This is a genomic window from Paeniglutamicibacter sp. MACA_103 (assembly GCF_045798555.1).
Lineage (GTDB): Bacteria > Actinomycetota > Actinomycetes > Actinomycetales > Micrococcaceae > Paeniglutamicibacter.
The window spans coordinates 1-16,756 of the sequence record NZ_JBIXLN010000027.1; the positions used below are offsets into that span (position 1 = coordinate 1).

At 68.4% G+C, this 16,756-nt stretch carries 14 protein-coding genes; 5 read left to right on the forward strand and 9 right to left on the reverse strand.

The window, feature by feature from the left end; all coding sequences use genetic code 11:
• Positions 1 to 100: 100 nt before the first annotated feature.
• From purL to purS, 3 genes are read right to left on the reverse strand one after another with little or no spacing between them, the layout of a single operon-like run.
• The gene (gene purL, locus ACIPVK_RS13490) at positions 101 to 2,386 is read right to left on the reverse strand and encodes a phosphoribosylformylglycinamidine synthase subunit PurL (protein WP_407612546.1); all 2,286 of its coding nucleotides are present in this window, start codon (positions 2,384 to 2,386) and stop codon (positions 101 to 103) included.
• Between the two features lie 38 nt (positions 2,387 to 2,424).
• A complete protein-coding gene (purQ, locus tag ACIPVK_RS13495; protein ID WP_407612494.1) occupies positions 2,425 to 3,180 on the reverse strand; it encodes a phosphoribosylformylglycinamidine synthase subunit PurQ in 756 nt (251 codons plus the stop codon).
• Positions 3,180 to 3,431, reverse strand: coding sequence for a phosphoribosylformylglycinamidine synthase subunit PurS (purS, locus tag ACIPVK_RS13500; protein ID WP_407612495.1), 252 nt, complete (start codon positions 3,429 to 3,431; stop codon positions 3,180 to 3,182). The genes purQ and purS overlap by 1 nt, the downstream gene beginning before the upstream one ends.
• A gap of 202 nt (positions 3,432 to 3,633) precedes the next feature.
• On the opposite strand from purS, the gene ACIPVK_RS13505 reads away from it, so the two are divergent.
• Together ACIPVK_RS13505 and ACIPVK_RS13510 are read left to right on the forward strand one after the other, a co-directional pair.
• On the forward strand, positions 3,634 to 4,035 hold the full coding sequence (locus ACIPVK_RS13505; protein ID WP_407612496.1) for a YchJ family protein: 402 nt from the start codon (positions 3,634 to 3,636) through the stop codon (positions 4,033 to 4,035).
• 112 nt (positions 4,036 to 4,147) lie between these two features.
• Positions 4,148 to 5,074, forward strand: a complete 927-nt coding sequence (locus tag ACIPVK_RS13510) for an NADP-dependent oxidoreductase (protein WP_407612547.1) — start codon at positions 4,148 to 4,150, stop codon at positions 5,072 to 5,074.
• A 171-nt stretch (positions 5,075 to 5,245) separates the two neighbouring features.
• Here ACIPVK_RS13510 and bla read toward each other — a convergent pair whose 3' ends face one another.
• From bla to ACIPVK_RS13525, 3 genes are all read right to left on the reverse strand, one after another.
• Positions 5,246 to 6,175, reverse strand: coding sequence for a class A beta-lactamase (gene bla / locus ACIPVK_RS13515; protein WP_407612497.1), 930 nt, complete (start codon positions 6,173 to 6,175; stop codon positions 5,246 to 5,248).
• 139 nt (positions 6,176 to 6,314) lie between these two features.
• Positions 6,315 to 7,886 (reverse strand): Na+/H+ antiporter, encoded by a 1,572-nt coding sequence (locus ACIPVK_RS13520; RefSeq protein ID WP_407612548.1) that lies wholly within the window; start codon positions 7,884 to 7,886, stop codon positions 6,315 to 6,317.
• Between the two features lie 163 nt (positions 7,887 to 8,049).
• Complete coding sequence (locus ACIPVK_RS13525) at positions 8,050 to 9,474, reverse strand: CitMHS family transporter (protein WP_407612498.1); 1,425 nt, start codon at positions 9,472 to 9,474, stop codon at positions 8,050 to 8,052.
• Between the two features lie 204 nt (positions 9,475 to 9,678).
• On the opposite strand from ACIPVK_RS13525, the gene ACIPVK_RS13530 reads away from it, so the two are divergent.
• Positions 9,679 to 11,400 (forward strand): ATP-binding protein, encoded by a 1,722-nt coding sequence (locus tag ACIPVK_RS13530; protein ID WP_407612499.1) that lies wholly within the window; start codon positions 9,679 to 9,681, stop codon positions 11,398 to 11,400.
• Positions 11,397 to 12,062: a response regulator gene (locus ACIPVK_RS13535; protein ID WP_407612500.1), complete on the forward strand. Its 666-nt coding sequence runs from the start codon at positions 11,397 to 11,399 to the stop codon at positions 12,060 to 12,062. The genes ACIPVK_RS13530 and ACIPVK_RS13535 overlap by 4 nt, the downstream gene beginning before the upstream one ends.
• A 10-nt stretch (positions 12,063 to 12,072) precedes the next feature.
• On the opposite strand, the gene ACIPVK_RS13540 is transcribed toward ACIPVK_RS13535, so the two are convergent.
• Positions 12,073 to 12,543 (reverse strand): hypothetical protein, encoded by a 471-nt coding sequence (locus tag ACIPVK_RS13540; RefSeq protein ID WP_407612501.1) that lies wholly within the window; start codon positions 12,541 to 12,543, stop codon positions 12,073 to 12,075.
• 53 nt (positions 12,544 to 12,596) lie between these two features.
• A complete protein-coding gene (locus tag ACIPVK_RS13545) occupies positions 12,597 to 13,502 on the reverse strand; it encodes a 3-methyladenine DNA glycosylase (protein ID WP_407612502.1) in 906 nt (301 codons plus the stop codon).
• A 190-nt stretch (positions 13,503 to 13,692) separates the two neighbouring features.
• On the opposite strand from ACIPVK_RS13545, the gene ACIPVK_RS13550 reads away from it, so the two are divergent.
• Entirely contained in the window at positions 13,693 to 15,066 is a 1,374-nt protein-coding gene (locus ACIPVK_RS13550; protein ID WP_407612503.1) for an HNH endonuclease, read from the forward strand.
• Positions 15,067 to 15,186: 120 nt separating this feature from the next.
• On the opposite strand, the gene ACIPVK_RS13555 is transcribed toward ACIPVK_RS13550, so the two are convergent.
• Entirely contained in the window at positions 15,187 to 16,473 is a 1,287-nt protein-coding gene (locus ACIPVK_RS13555) for an aspartate kinase (protein ID WP_407612504.1), read from the reverse strand.
• Positions 16,474 to 16,756 lie beyond the last annotated feature (283 nt).

Consider the following 16,756-nt stretch of genomic DNA (forward strand, 5'->3'; position numbering starts at 1 on the left):
CCCCCCCCCCGGCCCGGCCCCCCCCCCCCCCCCCCCCCCCCCCCCCGGTCGCCGGGGCGGGGGGGCCCCCCCCCCGCCCGCCCCGCTGATGCGGACGTGCCTAGCCGAAGTACTTCGGCAGCGTGGCCTCGTGGGCCTCGCGCAGCTCGGCCAGGTCCAGGTCGAACTGGCCCTGGACTTCCAGCGAGGTGCTCGCGGCGTCAACGACACCGAGGCGGACCACCGGGAAGTTGCGCGCGGTGGCCATGTCGTTGAAGCGGACCTCTTCGGAGCGCGGAACCGCGACGATGGCGCGGGCCTGCGATTCGGAGAACAGCGCGGTGAAGGCGTCGACGCCGTCGCGCTCGCACAGGTCATCCAGCGCCACGCGGGCACCGACGCCGTAGCGCAGCGCCATCTCGCCCAGGGCCGCGCCGAGGCCGCCCTCGGAGAGGTCGTGGGCCGAGTCGATCATGCCGTCGCGGCTGGCGTTGATCAGGATCGCGCCCAGGGTCTTCTCCGCTGCCAGGTCGACCTTCGGCGGCAGGCCGCCGAGGTGCCCGCGGATGTTCGCGAACTCCGAGCCGTCCAGCTCGTCGAGCGTGGTTCCCAGCAGGTAGATGGCCTGGCCGTCGGCGTCCGCGCGCCAGCCCGAGGGGGTGCGGCGCTCGACGTCGTCGAACTTGCCCAGCATCGCCACGACCGGGGTCGGGTGGATCGGGGTCGAGCCGGTCTGGTTGTACAGCGAGACGTTGCCGCCGGTGACCGGGACGCCGAGCTCGAGGCAGGCGTCCGAGAGGCCGCGAATGGCCTCGGCCAGCTGCCACATGACATCCGGGTCCTCGGGGGAACCGAAGTTCAGGCAGTCGGAGACGGCCATCGGCACGGCGCCGGAGGTGGCGACGTTGCGGTAGGACTCGGCCAGGGCCAGCTGCGCGCCGTGGTACGGGTCCAGGAAGGTGTAGCGGCCGTTGGCGTCGGTGGCCAGGGCCACGCCCAGCCCGGTCTTCTCGTCCACGCGGATCACGCCGGCATCGTCCGGGGAGGCCAGCGCGGTGTTGCCGCCGACGTAGCGGTCGTACTGGTTGGTGATCCAGGACTTGTCGCACATGTTCGGGCTGGACATCAGCTCGACCAGTGCGGCCTTCAGCTCATCCCCGGTGGCCGGCAGGTTGGCGCCGGCCTCCGAGGACTTGAAGGTGTCGGCCTGCAGCGCATCCTGCCATTCGGGGCGGGCGTACGGGCGGTCGTAGAGCGGGCCGTCGTGGGCCACGGTGCGCGGGTCGACGTCGACGATGACTTCGCCGTCCCACTTGATGACCAGGCGGCCGGTGTCGGTGACCTCGCCGAGCCAGGAGTACTCCACGGCCCACTTGTCCATGGTCGCCTCGAAGGCCTCGATGTTCTCCGGGGAGACCACGGCCATCATGCGTTCCTGCGACTCGGACATCAGGATCTCGCCCGGGGTCAGCGAGGGGTCGCGCAGCAGGACGGAGGTCAGTTCGACCTCCATGCCGCCGTCGCCGTTGGAGGCGAGCTCCGAGGTGGCGCAGGAGATGCCCGCGGCGCCGAGGTCCTGGATGCCCTCGACGAGGGAGCCCTTGAACAGCTCGAGGCAGCATTCGATGAGCACCTTCTCGGCGAACGGGTCACCCACCTGCACCGCGGGGCGCTTGGAGGGCTTGGTGTCGTCGAAGGACTCCGAGGAGAGGATCGAGGCGCCGCCGATGCCGTCGCCACCGGTGCGTGCACCGAAGAGCACGACCTTGTTGCCCTTGCCCGAGGCGTTGGCCAGGCGGATGTCCTCGTGGCGCATGACGCCCACTGCCAGCGCGTTGACCAGCGGGTTGCCCTGGTAGACGGAGTCGAAGACCATTTCGCCGCCGATGTTCGGCAGGCCCAGCGAGTTGCCGTAGCCGCCGATGCCGGCGACGGCACCGTGGATCACGCGTGCGGTGTCCGGGTGGTCGATCGCGCCGAAGCGCAACGGGTCCATCACGGCGACCGGGCGGGCGCCCATGGAGATGATGTCGCGCACGATGCCGCCGATGCCGGTGGCCGCACCCTGGTACGGCTCGATCATCGTGGGGGAGTTGTGCGACTCGATCTTGAAGGTCACGGCCCAGCCGTCGCCCAGGTTGGTCACGCCGGCGTTTTCGCCGATGCCCACGAGCATGTCCTTCTTCATTTCCTCGCTGACCTTGTCGCCGAACTGGCGCAGGTGGTTCTTGGAGGACTTGTAGGAGCAGTGCTCGGACCACATGACCGAGTACATGGCCAGTTCCGCGGCGGTGGGGCGGCGGCCCAGGACCTTGACGACCTCTTCGAACTCGTTCTGCTTCAGGCCAAGCTCGGCCCAGGGCAGTTCGGTTTCCGGGGTTGCCGCGGCGTTGGCCACGGTGTCCATGTTGAACTTCTTCTGCTCTGTTGTCTGCTCTGCGGCGCTCACTTCTGGCCTCCAACAAGGTGGGTCAGGACGGAGGTGAAGAAACCCAACCCGTCGGTTCCGGTGTGGTCGGGGCCGAATCCGGCCTCCACCGCGTGCTCCGGGTGGGGCATGAGGCCCACCACGTTGCCCGCGGCATTGGTGATGCCCGCGATGTTGCGGCGCGAACCGTTGGGGTTCCAGCCCACGTAGCTGAAGGCCACGCGGCCCTCGGCCTCGAGGGCGTCGAGGGTCTTTTCGTCGGCCACGTACTGGCCGTCCTGGTTCTTCAGCACGATGGTGATTTCCTCACCCTGTGCGTACTGGTTGGACCAGGCGGTGGTGTTGTTTTCCACGCGCAGGACCTGGTCGCGGCACAGGAACTTCAGGTGATCGTTCTTGATCATCGAGCCCGGCAGCAGGTGCGATTCGGTCAGGATCTGGAAGCCGTTGCAAATGCCCAGGACCGGCAGCTTGGCGTCCGAGTTCGCGGCGTCGATGATCTTGGACATCATCGGTGCGAAGCGGGAGATTGCCCCGGCGCGCAGGTAGTCGCCGTAGGAGAATCCGCCGGGAATGACCACCGCGTCGACGTCCTGCAGGTCGGCGTCGGCATGCCACAGGGACACCGCCTCGGCGCCGGCCAGGCGCACGGCGCGGGCAGCGTCGCGGTCGTCAAGGGTGCCCGGGAAGGTGACGACGCCGATGCGGGCGCCGGACAGCGCGGCGGCGGGCGTCGAATAGTCGCCGATCAGGGGAAGTTCGGTTGCGCTCATTAGTCTGCGACAACCTCGACGTTGACAACGTCCTCGATGACCGGGTTCGAGAGCAGCCGCTCGGCGGCCTCGCGGGCCTGGGCCAGGATCTCCTCGGTGACTTCGCCGTCAACGGTCAGTTCGAAGCGCTTGCCCTGGCGGACCTGGCTGAACGCGGTGAAGCCAAGACGGGGAAGTGCGCCGACGATGGCCTTGCCCTGCGGGTCAAGGATTTCGGGCTTGGGCATAACATCAACAACGATCCGGGGCATCCGGGTTCTCCTGTGCGCGAGGGGTGGTTAATCGCCCGCGGACGTGCCGTCTCACGCCAAAGGTGGGGGCGCTCCGCGAGCTTGCCTGCCCAGTCTACCGGCACGGGGTGCCTGAGCCGGTTTTGTGTCGGGTTGCCGGCCTCCCCCGATGGCGCGCAGCCTGCCGTTAATCCGCCGATCCGGGTGCCCTTAAGCTGGTTCAATGGAAAAAGATACGCGTTGCCCCTGCAATTCCGGGGAAACCTACGAATTCTGCTGTGGCCGATATCACCGGGGGTTCAACGATTCGAACGCCCCCGCATGGCCCGGAACCGCATTGGCGCTGATGCGTTCGCGCTACAGCGCCTTCACCCTGGGTCTTGAAGAATTCCTGCTGGCGACCTGGCACCCGGACACCCGTCCGGAGGATCTGGTGCTGGACGAGGCGATCGTGTGGGGAGCCCTGGACATCATCCGCACCGAAGCCGGGGGCCCCTTCGACACCCGCGGCGTTGTCGAATTCGAGGCGCACTACCGCCTGCTGAACCAGTCCGGTTCCCAGCACGAGGTCAGCGACTTCGTGCGCGAGGGCGGCCGCTGGTACTACGTGGATGCTGTGGAATAGGACTCATCGGAGAATATTTCGTGGAGCAGCCCGGTTGGGGCAGGTAAGGCACTTGCTGCCCCACCCCGGGTATCCCCCACAGAAAGAGGTCGCCACGATGAGTGAACAGAAAATGAAGGCCATGGCCTACGCGAGCTACGGCGGCGTTGACAAGCTGGAGCAGCTCGCGCTTCCCCGGCCGAAGGTCGGGCCGGGCAGCGTGTTGATCCGCGTCAAGGCCGCGGGTGTGAACCCGGTGGACTGGAAGGTCATGGGCGGCTATCTCGACCAGATCATGGACGTCACCTTCCCCGTCATTCCGGGGTGGGACGTTGCCGGCGTGGTTGAGGCGGTTGGCTTCGACACCCCCGAATTCAAGGTCGGCGACGAGGTCTATGCCTACGGCCGCCGCGACAGCGTGCACTTCGGCTCCTTCGCCGAATACATGGTGCTGCCCGCGGCGACCGTTGCCCGCAAGCCCGCATCCCTGTCCTGGGAAGAGGCGGCGGCGCTTCCACTGGCCGGCGGCACCGCGCAGCGCACCCTGGACGCGTTGCAGCTCAAGGCCGGCCAGACCCTGCTGATCCACAACGGGTCCGGTGGCGTGGGCCAAGCGGCCATCCAGCTCGCGGTTGCCCGGGGCCTACGGGTCCTGGCCACGGGCTCCCAAAAGAACCACAAGACCCTGGCCGCGCTCGGCGCGGAACCCGTGACCTACGGTGCGGGACTGGTTGGGCGGGTTGTTGACCTGTCGCCGGAGGGAGTCGACGGCGTCGCCGACTTCCATGGCGATGCCCTCGATTCCACCCTGGCAGTGCTCAAGGAAGCCGGTGCCCACGCCTCCATCGCCGATGGCTCGGTCACGGGCCACGGCGGACACTTCATTTGGGTGCGCCCCGACGGCAAGGAGCTTGGCCGCCTCGGCGCGCTGGTGGATGACGGCACCCTCAAGGTCAACGTCGTCTCCACGTACCCCATGCAGGAGGCCGCCGCCGCATTCGGTGAAAGCATGGCAGGGCACGCGGGCGGCAAGATCGTGTTGACGGAGTTCACCAGCTAGTTTCCGACCCCTGGCTTGTCCGATTCGTCCGCGCCGGATTCGTGGCAAGCGCCCAAGGCTCGGGCCGGGCTTTTCCTGGCCGTTTGAACGGGGTTCCGTGAATGTTGGCGGTACACCGTTCAACACCGGGCGGACGAGTCCGATCCCTCATGTGGACGGCCCCGGGGACTGCTACGTCCCCGGGAATGCCGAGGGGACGAGGTGCTCAATGGCGATGCGGGCTGCCTCTGCAATGAGGGTGTCATCGTGCGCGGCGCCTGCGGCTGCCCGGGTCGATAGAACCGCCATGCAGATCGGGTTGCCCTCCGGCGGGTAGACGATGCCGATATCGTTGCGGGTGCCATAGGCCCCCGCGCCGGACTTGTCGCCAACCGTCCACCCTTCGGGAAGGCCCGCGCGGATCAACGTGTTGCCGGTTGCGTTCCCGGCCAGCCAATCATTCAGGATCCTCTGTTTGCCGGCCGGGAGGGCGTCCCCGAGGGCGTACCGCCCCAGGTTGCCGGCCAGGGCCCGCGCCGTGCTGGTGTCACGCGGATCTCCCGGAACGGCGCTGTTGAGCGCCGTCTCAACACGGTCCATCCGGGTGACGGTATCGCCAAGGTCCCGCAGCTTCCGGTTCAACCCCTCCGGCCCGCCCAGGGCATCGAAAAGCAGGTTCCCCGCGGTGTTGTCCGAGTGGCGGACGGCTGCGTCACACAGCGCCCGCATCGTCATTCCCTCCTTGACGTGGTTCTCCGTGACGGGAGAGTACTCCACAAGGTCCCCGCGCGTGTAGTGGATGACCTCCTCCAGCTCGGTGATGCTGCGTTGGCCGAGCACGGCGGCGGCTGCCAGCGCCTTGAAGGTGGAGCAATAAGCGAACCGCTCGTCGGCCCGAAACGCGACCGCCGCGGCGGTGCGCGAATTCACGGCGTAGATCCCCAGCCGTGCACCATACCTGCTTTCCAGCTCCCTGAACCTGGAATCACGGTCCAACGAACCCGGCGGTGCCTGCGATGTCCGTGTCGACGCCCTCGCAGGCGCGCCCCCGGCGAAGGGGAGGACCGCCGTGGACAACAGCAAGGCACGCCGCGGGAACGTGCCGGAAGAATTGGAAGTCATGCTTCAGGCTTCCACGTGCGGGTCGGTGCCGACAACCCCACTTCGGCCATGAATATTCAAGTCATCGCGATCGGGCCCCCGCGCCCGCCGGCACCGCCGGGGCAAGGCGCGAGCGGGAAGACTCCCGACCACGTCCCGGCTAGTGGTCCAGGGTGACGGTGCGCAGGTCCAGGCGGCGCAGCACCCGGTCCACCAGCTCCGGGTCGTTGCCCGGTTCGTTGCGGGCCCTGAGCATCTCGCTGCGGGCCGCATCCAGCGCCTCGCGCTGCACGTCGTCCATCACGGTGAGGATCTGCTTCAGGCGCAGCATCTTCTCCGGGTCCGCTTCGAAGTCGGCCTCGAGGATGGTGTGCAGCGAGGAGATGCGCCGGGCCAGCGCGTCGCGGCGCTTTTGCGGCAGCTTGGCCGCGGCCGGGGACCGCTTCATGGTCTCCAGCGCGACCTTCTCCGCGCGGCGCGCGAGCGAACGCTGCCGGTGCTCCTCCGCGGCGTGGTCGTTGGGCAGCTTCAGCGCCCGCATCAGTCCCGGCAGGGTCAGCCCCGGGAGCACCAGGGTCACGATGAGCACGGCGCAGGCGGTGGCCACCACGAAGTTGCGGCCCTCAAGCGGCTGCCCGTTGGCCATGGTGGTCGGCAGCGCCAGGGCCAGGGCGAGCGTCGCCAGCCCGCGCATGCCGCACCAGGACAGCACCAGCACCTCCTTGAGCGAGCCAGGGGTCTTGGACTTGCGCTCGGTTCCGCCGATCTTGTACATCGCCATCATCCAGAAGAAGCGCACCAGCACGACCGTGGCGCAGATGGCGGCAATGCCCGGGACGAAGGTCAACAGGTTCTTGCCCTCGTCCTGGATGATGTAGCGCATCTCGATGCCCACCAGTCCGAAGGCCACCCCGGTGGTCAGCAGCTCCACCACGTCCCAGAAGGCGGTGCGGGTCAGGCGCTCCTCGGAATCCTGCGGGCGGGCCCGGCGGCCCAGCTCCAGCGCGGTGACCACCACGGCGACCACGCCGGAGAAATGGACCTGCTCGGCCAGCAGGTACACGGCGTAGGGCGCCACCAGCGTCGCCGCCGAGCGCGCCACCAGGTTCGGGACGAAGCGGTTGAGCGTGCCGATGCCCCAGGCCATTCCCAGGCCCAGCACGATCGCGCCGGCCGCGCCGATGAGGAAATTGGGCACGACGTCCCAGCCGACCTCGCCCCCGCTCATGGCCGCGGCGACCGCGGCCTGGAAGATCACGATGGCCATGGCGTCGTTGAACAGGCCCTCGGTCTGCAGCACGGTGACCAGCCGGCGGCGCATCTTGACCTTGCTGGCAATGGCTTCCACCGCGACGGGATCCGGCGGGGCCACGATGGCGCCCAGCGCGATGGCCAGCGGCAGGGCCATGGACGAGACCATGAGCCAGGCGACACCCGCCACGGCGGCGGTGGTCGCGACCACCAGCAGCACCGCCAGCAGCACCAGCGAGCGCCAGCGCAGCCGGAAGATCGACCAGGAACTGCGCTGGGCCGCGGCGTAGAGCAGCGGCGGCAGGAAGAGCGGAAGGATGAGCTCCGGGTCGATGTGGACCTCGGGGATGAAGGGCAGGAACGCCGCCCCGGCGGAGAAAAGCAGCATCAGGATCGGGTAGGGCAGGCGCATGCGTTCGCCCACCCCGACCACCAGCACCGTCCCGAACAGCAGGCCGACCAGCAGCAGCAGGAATTCCATCGGTGTCACCTCACTCTTGATCCGTGGTCCCAGCTTTTCACACGTCGGTTTCGGCGGTGTTAAGCGACTGGTGTGTGACTGCACGCAGCAGGGGGCGGGGGCCGGTTTGAACCGGTCCCCGCCCCCTGGTGCGGTGTGTTCCCTGGTGTGTGTGCGGTGGTTCCTAGCCGATGCCGATGGCGCCGACGAGCACGCCGACGGCGAGCATCACCAGGGAAACGACCAGCGCGCGCCAGAGCACCTTCTTGTGGTGGTCGCCCAAGTCGACCTTGGACATCGAGACCAGCAGCAGGATCGCGGGAACCAGCGGGGACTGCATGTGCACCGGCTGGCCGGTGATCGAGGCGCGGGCCATGTCCACCGCGGGGATGCCGTAGTGGGCGCCGGCCTCGGTGAGCACCGGCAGGATGCCGAAGTAGAAGGCGTCGTTGCTCATGAAGAACGTGGCGGGGATCGAGATCAGGCCGGTGAGGATCGCCAGGTACGGGCCCATCGAGGTCGGGATGACGTCGACCAGCCAGGCGCTCATCGCGTCGACCATGCCGGTGCCGGAGAGCACGCCGGTGAGCACCGCGGCGGCCAGCACCATGGAGACCACGGCGATGACCGAGGAGGCGTGGGAGGCGATCATCTTCGCCTGGTCGGAGATGCGCGGGAAGTTCACCAGCAGTGCCACGGCGGTGCCGATCATGAACAGGTAGGACAGCGGCAGCACGTCGAGGATCAGCAGCACGAAGATGGCCACGGTCATCGCCAGGTTGAAGATGAACAGCTTCGGGCGCAGGGTCTCGCGGGTCGGGTCCAGGACCGTGCCGTTCATGGTGGGGGTCTCGGTGCCGTCGCCGCGCACGGCGACCTTTTCCAGCAGCGCGACGCCGCGGCCGCCGGCCGGGGTCTTGGAGTTGGAGGAGCCCGTGGAACCGCCGGTTCCCGGAGCCATCACGGAGCCCGGGCCCCAGCGCAGCGGATCCTCGCGCTGCAGTCGGTTGCGCTCGGAGACGCCCATGATCCAGGCGAAGGCGAAGACGACGACGAGTCCCACGGCCAGCGCCGGGATCATCGGGACGAAGACGTCGGAGGCGTCCACGTGCAGGGCGGCTGCGGCGCGGGCGGTCGGTCCGCCCCAGGGGACGATGTTCAGCGTGCCGTTGGTCAAACCCGCCACACAGGTCAGCACGACCGGGCTCATGCCCAGGCGCTGGTAGATCGGCAGCAGCGCTGCGGTGACCACGATGAAGGTGGTGGAGCCGTCGCCGTCCAGCGAGATCAGGCCGGTGAGCAGCGCGGTGCCCATGACGACCTTGGCCGGGTCGTTGCCGACCAGCTTCAGGATGCCGTCGACCAGCTTGTCGAAGAGCCCCACGTCGATCATGATGCCGAAGTACATGATGGCGAACATCAGCAGGGCGGCGGTTCCGGACATGGACTTCACGGCGTCCATGACCATGTCGCCGAGCCCCAGGCCGGCACCGGCGAACAGGCCGAAGACGGTGGGCACGATGATCAGCGCCAGCAACGGGGTCATGCGCTTGGTCATGATGAGCGCCATGAACGTGGCGACCATCAGGAACCCGAGTGCTACCAGCATGGGGGTCTCCTTCTAAAGTGTTGCGAATTACGCGAGTGATGGGAGTCGGTGCGGGTTGGGCGGCCGGAAACCGGCCCTCCTGGCACCACGGATATACACGCTACGTGGTGCGCATCACGCGGGTGTGGTTGTGCCCACAAAGCACCCTTCTTCCCCTAAATCCTTTTTTGCTCATAAAGCCCACGAGGGTCCTAGACTGATTGCATGCCCCAAGAGCCCAAGCCCTCCCGCGGCTTCGCCGCCCGGATCATGAGCCTGCAATTCGCGGTGGTGGGATTGATGATCCTCGCCGCCGCGGCCGGCGCCATGTGGGCGACCGTCGAACGCGTCAACGAGCAGGCCCAGGAACGCGCCCTGGCCATTGCGCGCACGCTGGCCGCCGACCCCGAGATCCGGGAGCAGGTGAAGGGCTATGCCGATGCCGGCTCGCTGGAGCCCGCGGCGTTGCGCGCCGGGTACGTGCAGGGCGCGGCGGAGGCCGTGCGCACGCGCACCGGCGCCTTCTTCGTCGTGGTCACCGAGGACCGCGGGATCCGGCTGGCACACCCGACCCCCGCACTGCTGGGCCAGCGGGTCTCCACCGATCCCGTTGCCTTGTCCGGCCAGGAATCGGTCTCCCGCGAGCACGGGACCCTGGGCGAGTCGGTGCGCGCCAAGGTGCCGGTCTTCGCCCCGCAGGGCGACACCGTCGTCGGCGAGGTCAGCGTCGGGGTCGGGGTCCAGGAACTGGCCGCCCGGCTGCGCACCGCCGGCTTTTGGGTGTTCGGGCTGGGGCTTGGCGCCCTGGGGCTGTCCGCGGCCTCGACCCGCTGGCTGGTGCGCCGGCTCAAGGCCCAGACCCTGGGGCTGGAGCCGGCCGAGATGGCGCAGCTGCTGCGGGACCGCGACGCGGTGCTCTACGGCGTGGCCGACGGGGTCATCGGCATCGGCCCCGACGGGCGGGTGTCCGTGCGCAACCGGGCCGCGCGGATCATGCTGGGGCTGCCGCACCGCCACGAATCCGACGACATCATCGGGCTGCCCTACACCGAGGCCCGCCTGCCCGCGCCGCTGGTTGCCGCCATCGCCTCGTGCGACGGGGCCACGCTGCGCCTGGAAACCGAGCACGCGGCGCTGGTGGCCACGGTGCATCCGGTGCGCCGCGACGGCGCCGACCTGGGACAGGTGGTGCTGCTGCGCGACGTGACCACCATCGAGACCCTGGGCTCGCGGCTGGACGCGGTGGAGACCATGGCCTCGGCCCTGCGCGCCCAGCGCCACGAATTCGCCAACCGGCTGCACACCATCTCCGGGCTGCTGCACCACGGGGACGTGGCCGAGGCCCAGGACTACCTCGGCGAGGTCATCGAGTCCGGGCCGGTGCGCGAACCCGTGCAGAACCTCGCGGCCATCGAGGACACCTACCTGCGTGCCTTCCTCGGGGCCAAGGGCGTCCAGGCGTACGAGCGCGGCGTGGTGCTGCGCGTGGGGGATGCCAGCGCGCTGTACGGAAGCCTCATCGACGCGCAGGACGCCACCGCGGTGCTGGGCAACCTCATCGACAACGCGCTGCGCGCCGCCGTCCAGGGCCCGGCCCCGCGCTGGGTCGAGGTCGACCTGCTCTCCGAGGGCTCCACGCTGCACCTGGCCGTCGCCGATTCCGGTGCCGGGGTCGAGCCCGGGCTCGATGTCTTCGCCGAGGGGGTCAGCACCGGGGCGCTGCCGGACTCCCCGGAGCGCGGCCAGGGCGTGGGGCTGCCGCTGGTGCGCCGGCTGGCCCGCACCCGCGGCGGGGAGGTCTGGATCGCCGACCCCGGCGGCCGCCGCCCCGACGGCCCGGCCCCCGAAACCACCGCGCACCCGGCGGCGGGCGCGGTCTTCGCCGCACGCCTGCCCGGGGTGCTGTCCACCGATGCAGGATCTGCCGAAAGGACCGATGCACGATGAACGAGGACTCCGACTACAAGGTCCTGGTGGTCGACGACGACTTCCGGGTGGCGGCGCTGCACGCCGGCTACGTCGATGAGGTGCCGGGCTTCCGCGCCCTGGCACCGGTGCACGATGCCCGCATGGTGCCCCGCGCCGTGGCCGAGGGCAAGCCGGACCTGCTGCTGCTCGACGTCTACCTGCCGCAGGGCTCCGGGCTCGACCTGTTGGCGACCCTCGACGTGGACGCCTTCGTTCTCTCGGCCGCGACCGAGGTCGATGCGGTGCGCACCGCCATCCGGCGCGGCGCGCTGGGGTACCTGGTCAAGCCCTTCGACCCGAAGGTGCTCGCCTCCCGGCTGCGCGCCTATGCCCGCTACCGCAGGCAGCTGGACACCGCCGCGGGACTGGACCAGCAGGCCATCGACCGGGCCCAGCGCACCCTGCTGGCCGGCGAGGAGGCCGGCACCGTGGTGGCGACGCCCACCGAGCAGGCCGTGCTCGCGGCCGTGGCGGCCGCGGGGGAGCCGGCCACCGTCATGCAGGTGGTCACCGCGGTGGGCATTTCCCGCGCCACCGCCCAGCGCTACCTGGCCAACCTGGTGCAGGCCGGATCGCTGCGCCTGGAGCTGGCCTACGGCAGCCGGGGGCGGCCCGAGCACCGCTACCTGGTCCAGGACTGAGCCCGCCCCCCTATTGCAATTGCCCGGTGGGCTGGTCGACCAGCAGCGGCAGTGCAGCGGTCCAGTCGGAGATCCCGCAGCCGTCGCGCAGGTCGAAGCCGCGTTCCACCGTGCGTGGGCCCAACGTTCCGGTGACCCGGGCGACGGCGGGGCCGCCGTATTGCTGGGTGCACATCCGGGTGGCGCCGGCCGCCGGCGGGGCGAGCAGCTGGGGGCTGGCATCCAGCAGGGCGCAGGCCGCCGCGGCCCGCGGATGTTCGCTCTGTTCCAGGGCCAGGGGGCCGTTGCACAGCAGGTGGTGGTGCGCGCTTTCGTCGGTGCCGTTGGCCCGGATCGAAATCTGCAGGTCCGCGGTTGGCGCCTGGCCGGAGGACGGTGCGCCCGGCGACGCGCCGGGTCCGCCGGCATCGGCGCATCCGGCCAGCAGCACGCCCGCGCCCACCAACAACGCCGTGACGATCAAGTGTTTCTGCGCCCGCATGTTCTCTCCGCCGATCCGGGGACGTTGCCGTGGGCTGCCGGTGGCGGCCCTTCTTAAGTCTGTGCCACCGGCAGTGAATGGGCAACGGCCAAGAGGCGTTGGCGCAGCACCTGTGACCGGTCGGCAAAGTCCTTTTGCAGGCGCACGTACTCGGCCTTGCCCGCGGGCGTCTCGATGGCAATGGGCGGGTGTCCCCAGTCGGCCAGGTCGTAGGGGGATGCCTGCATGTCCATGGTGCGGATGTCCCACGCCAGTTCGAAGCAGTCCATGACCAGGTCGCTGGGCACCGCGGGGGTGAGCTTGTAGGCCCACTTGTACAGGTCCATGTTGGCGTGCAGGCACCCGGGCTGCTCAAGGTCCCGCTGGGTTTCGCGGGTCGGCTGCAATTCGTTGAGCGGCACGGCCTCGGGGGTGTAGAACCTGAATGCGTCGAAGTGCGTACAGCGGATCTTGTGTTCCTCTACCACCGCGTCGGTCCCCGCGGCCCCCAGGCGCAGGGGCAGGTATTCGTGCCGGATCCCGTTGTCTGCGGACTTGTAGGCCATGGCCCATTCGTGCAGCCCGAAGCACGCGAAGTTGGCGGCCCGGGTGGCGGTTCCGGCCAGGATGATATTGGCGAAGCGGATGGCCTCGGCCCGCGCTTGCGCAAATGCCTCGAGGTCCACCGTGTAGCCGCGCTCGCCGGTCTCGGGATGCAGCACCTCGCGATAGAACTTCCAATTCCCGCGTTCCTTCGCGCCGTCCCCGGAAAGCACCACACCGGGACCGGGATGCCAGCGATAAAGCTGTCCCGGTTTCTGCGTGTAATAGGTGAAGAGGAAGTCCTCGATCGGGTGCTTCTGGCGCTTCATCCGGCGCTCGGTGAACGGCTCGCCAAAGCGCTTCGCGCGCGCCTGATGGGCGGCGGCGGACGGCAGCCACTGCTCTTCGGGCAGCCAGGCAAGCGAGGGGGAGGGCATCCATTCATTATCGCCGGGCCGGCCGGGAAAGGCTTAATCCCCGGACCGTTCCCTCCCGTTCGGCGATGTTTGTCAAGGCCCCCGCGCAGCATTGTGGATAACCGAAAAGCGTGCTTGACGTGTGTATTTGTGATGATTTGCGTTGTTTTTCACCCTTCTTTTCGGGGGTTTTCGGGCGTATAATGGAGATATGTTCGATAAATATCCCAGCGGAGGATCCAGAGGCGAACCTCCCGACGAATACTTTCCGGCCCCACCCGCCGCCTGCCTCCCGCCGGTGCCGGGGCGAAGCCACGACGACGACCTGGCGTTCCTGAGATACGTGCGCGACGGGCTGGCCGCCCTGGACACGGGCGGCACCGCCCGGGAGCTTCACGAGAAGATCGCCCTGGCCGAGGAGGTCAAGGGCGCCGCGGCCGGCGCCCAGGTCATGTCCGCAACCATGCTCGAGGCCGACGTCGTGGCCCGGCGCACCGAGGCCGGGGTGCGGGAAAACAACCCGTCCTACGGGGTCGGGGCCCAAATCGCCCTGGCACGCCGCGAATCCCCGGAACAGGGCAGGGCCTTCCTGGGCTTCTCCGGCCGCCTGCTCGCCGACCTGCCATTCACCCTCATCGCCCTGGTGCGCGGCAAGATCGGCGAGGCCCAGGCGCGGACCATCGACCGCGAAACCGCGAACCTCCCCGCGGCGCAGCGCGGCGAGATCGACGCCGCCCTGCTGCGCGATCCCGAAGGGCTCAAGGGCCTGTGCGTGCGCGCCGTCGTGGACCGGGTCCGCCGGCTCGCCTACGCCTACGACGGCTCCGACGCGCTGACGCGCCTGGAGGAGGCCAAGTCCTGCCGGTACCTCGCGGTGTTCCCGGCCCGGGACGCGATGATGCAGGTCGCCGGGATGCTCTCGGTCGAGGACGGCCTGGCGGTCCGCCAGGCCCTCACCCTCGAAGCGGACAGGCTCCAGGCGGCCGGGGACACCCGCACACGGGCCCAGATCATGGCCGACGTCGCCGTGGACCGGATCACCGGCAGGTCCACCGCCGAGGGCACCCAGCTCATGCTGTACCTGGCAATGAGCGACAGGACCCTGCTCCAGGGCAGCAGCGAACCGGCGCATCTGGAAGGCTACGGCACCGTCCCGTCCACCTGGGCCAGGAACCTGGTCGGCGGACGCGAACCGCAGGACCGGGAACGCCGCCGCGCACAGGTGGCCCTGAAACGGCTCTACACCCACCCGGACACCGGGGCCCTGGTGGGCATGGACTCACGCTCCCGCCAATTCCCCAAGGCGCTCAAGGACCTGATCCGCATCCGCGACCAGTACTGCCGCACCCCCTACTGCAACGCACCGATCAAGCACTTCGACCACGTCGTCCAACACAGCCGCGGCGGACCGACCAGCGAAGCCAACGGCGCCGGACGCTGCGCCGCCTGCAACCAGACCAAGGAACAGGACGGCTGGGAAGAACAAGTGCTGGACACCGGCGGACGGCACACCATCCTGATCACCACCCCCACCGGCGCCCAGTACACCTCCACAGCCCCCGCCCTGCCCGGCACCCCCGTCTGAGCGCCGCCGGGATCCGCCACCGCACCACGCCCACCACCAAAAACGGTCCGCAGTACCGAAGGCACGCCCCCTTGGCGTGCCCCGGTGCCACGGACCGCGCGGCGTTAAGGGATATGGACCCTAGCGGCCGGTGCCGCCGTAGACGGTCGCTTCGTCCTCGGCATCCAGGTCGAACGCCGCGTGGATTGCACGCACCGCGGCATCCAGCTTGTTGGCGTCGGTAACGATGGAGATGCGGATTTCCGAGGTGGAAATCATGTCCACGTTCACGCCGGCCTGGTGCAGGGCCTCGAAGAAGGTGAAGGAAACGCCCGGGTTCGAGCGCATGCCAGCACCGATGAGCGAAAGCTTGCCGACGTTCTCGTTGTAGGAGATGTCCTCGAAACCGATTTCCGCCTGGGCGGAGCGCAGCGCCTCTTTCACGTGCTTTCCATCGACCATGGGGAGCGTGAAGGAAATGTCGGTGCGCCCCGAACCCGAGGTTGAGAAGTTCTGGACGATCATGTCGATGTTGGCGTGGGCGCCGGCAATGACACGGAAAATCTGGGCGGCCTTGCCCGGGATGTCGGGGACTCCGACAATGGTGACCTTGGCTTCGGAGCGGTCGTGGGCGACACCGGAAATGATGGGCTGTTCCAAGGGTTCTCCCTCTTGAATCTTGATCTGGTCATCGGGGCTGGGAAGGACCCAGGTTCCCTCATTGGTGCTGAACGAGGATCGCACATGAAGTGGAACCCCGAAACGACGCGCATATTCAACGCAACGCAGGTGCAGGATCTTGGCGCCTGAAGCCGCCATTTCCAGCATTTCCTCACTGGAAATGGTCTCGATCTTGCGGGCCGTCGGAACCACGCGGGGATCGGCGGTGTAGATGCCATCGACGTCGGTGTAGATCTCGCAGACATCGGCACCGAGTGCGGCGGCGAGCGCCACCGCGGTGGTGTCGGATCCGCCGCGACCCATGGTCGTGATGTCGTTGGATTCCTTGCTCATGCCCTGGAATCCGGCGACGATGGCGACGTAGCCGCGGTCGATGGCCCGGCGCACGCGCTGCGGCGAAACCTCGATGATGCGGGCCTTGCCGTGGATGGCATCGGTCAACATGCCGGCCTGTGAGCCGGTGAAGGAAGCGGCCTTGGCTCCGAGCCCGTCGATGGCCATGGCCAGCAGTGCCATGGAGATGCGTTCGCCTGCAGACAGAAGCATGTCCATCTCACGGGCCGGGGCTTCTTCGGTCAGCTGCCCGGCGAGGTCGAGCAGCTCGTCGGTGGTGTCGCCCATGGCGGAAACCACCACGACGACATCGTGGCCGGCGGACTTGGTGTCAATAATCCGACGGGCAACACGTTTGATGCCTTCGGCATCTGAAACGGAAGATCCGCCGAATTTCTGGACAATCAGGCTCATGCGTCAGCACACTCCATGGGACGGGAACAGGTGGGACTTCGAAGGGCGCGGCAGTTGTTGGCGCCGAACCCATATTAGCCATTGTGATGCACCGGGACCCCAATGCGTGACCGTTCTAGGTCATAAAGGGCGCCTCGGCTGGTCTATTTGCTCGGTTCGGTGTCGTCGAGGTCACCTTGGACGGACGGCAGGCCGCAGTTGAGGAATGAAGGGTGCTATTTGGTAACGGATTGGATAAAAGGGTGACTTGCGTGCTTTTGGTCCGTAGCTTTAGAGCACTGGG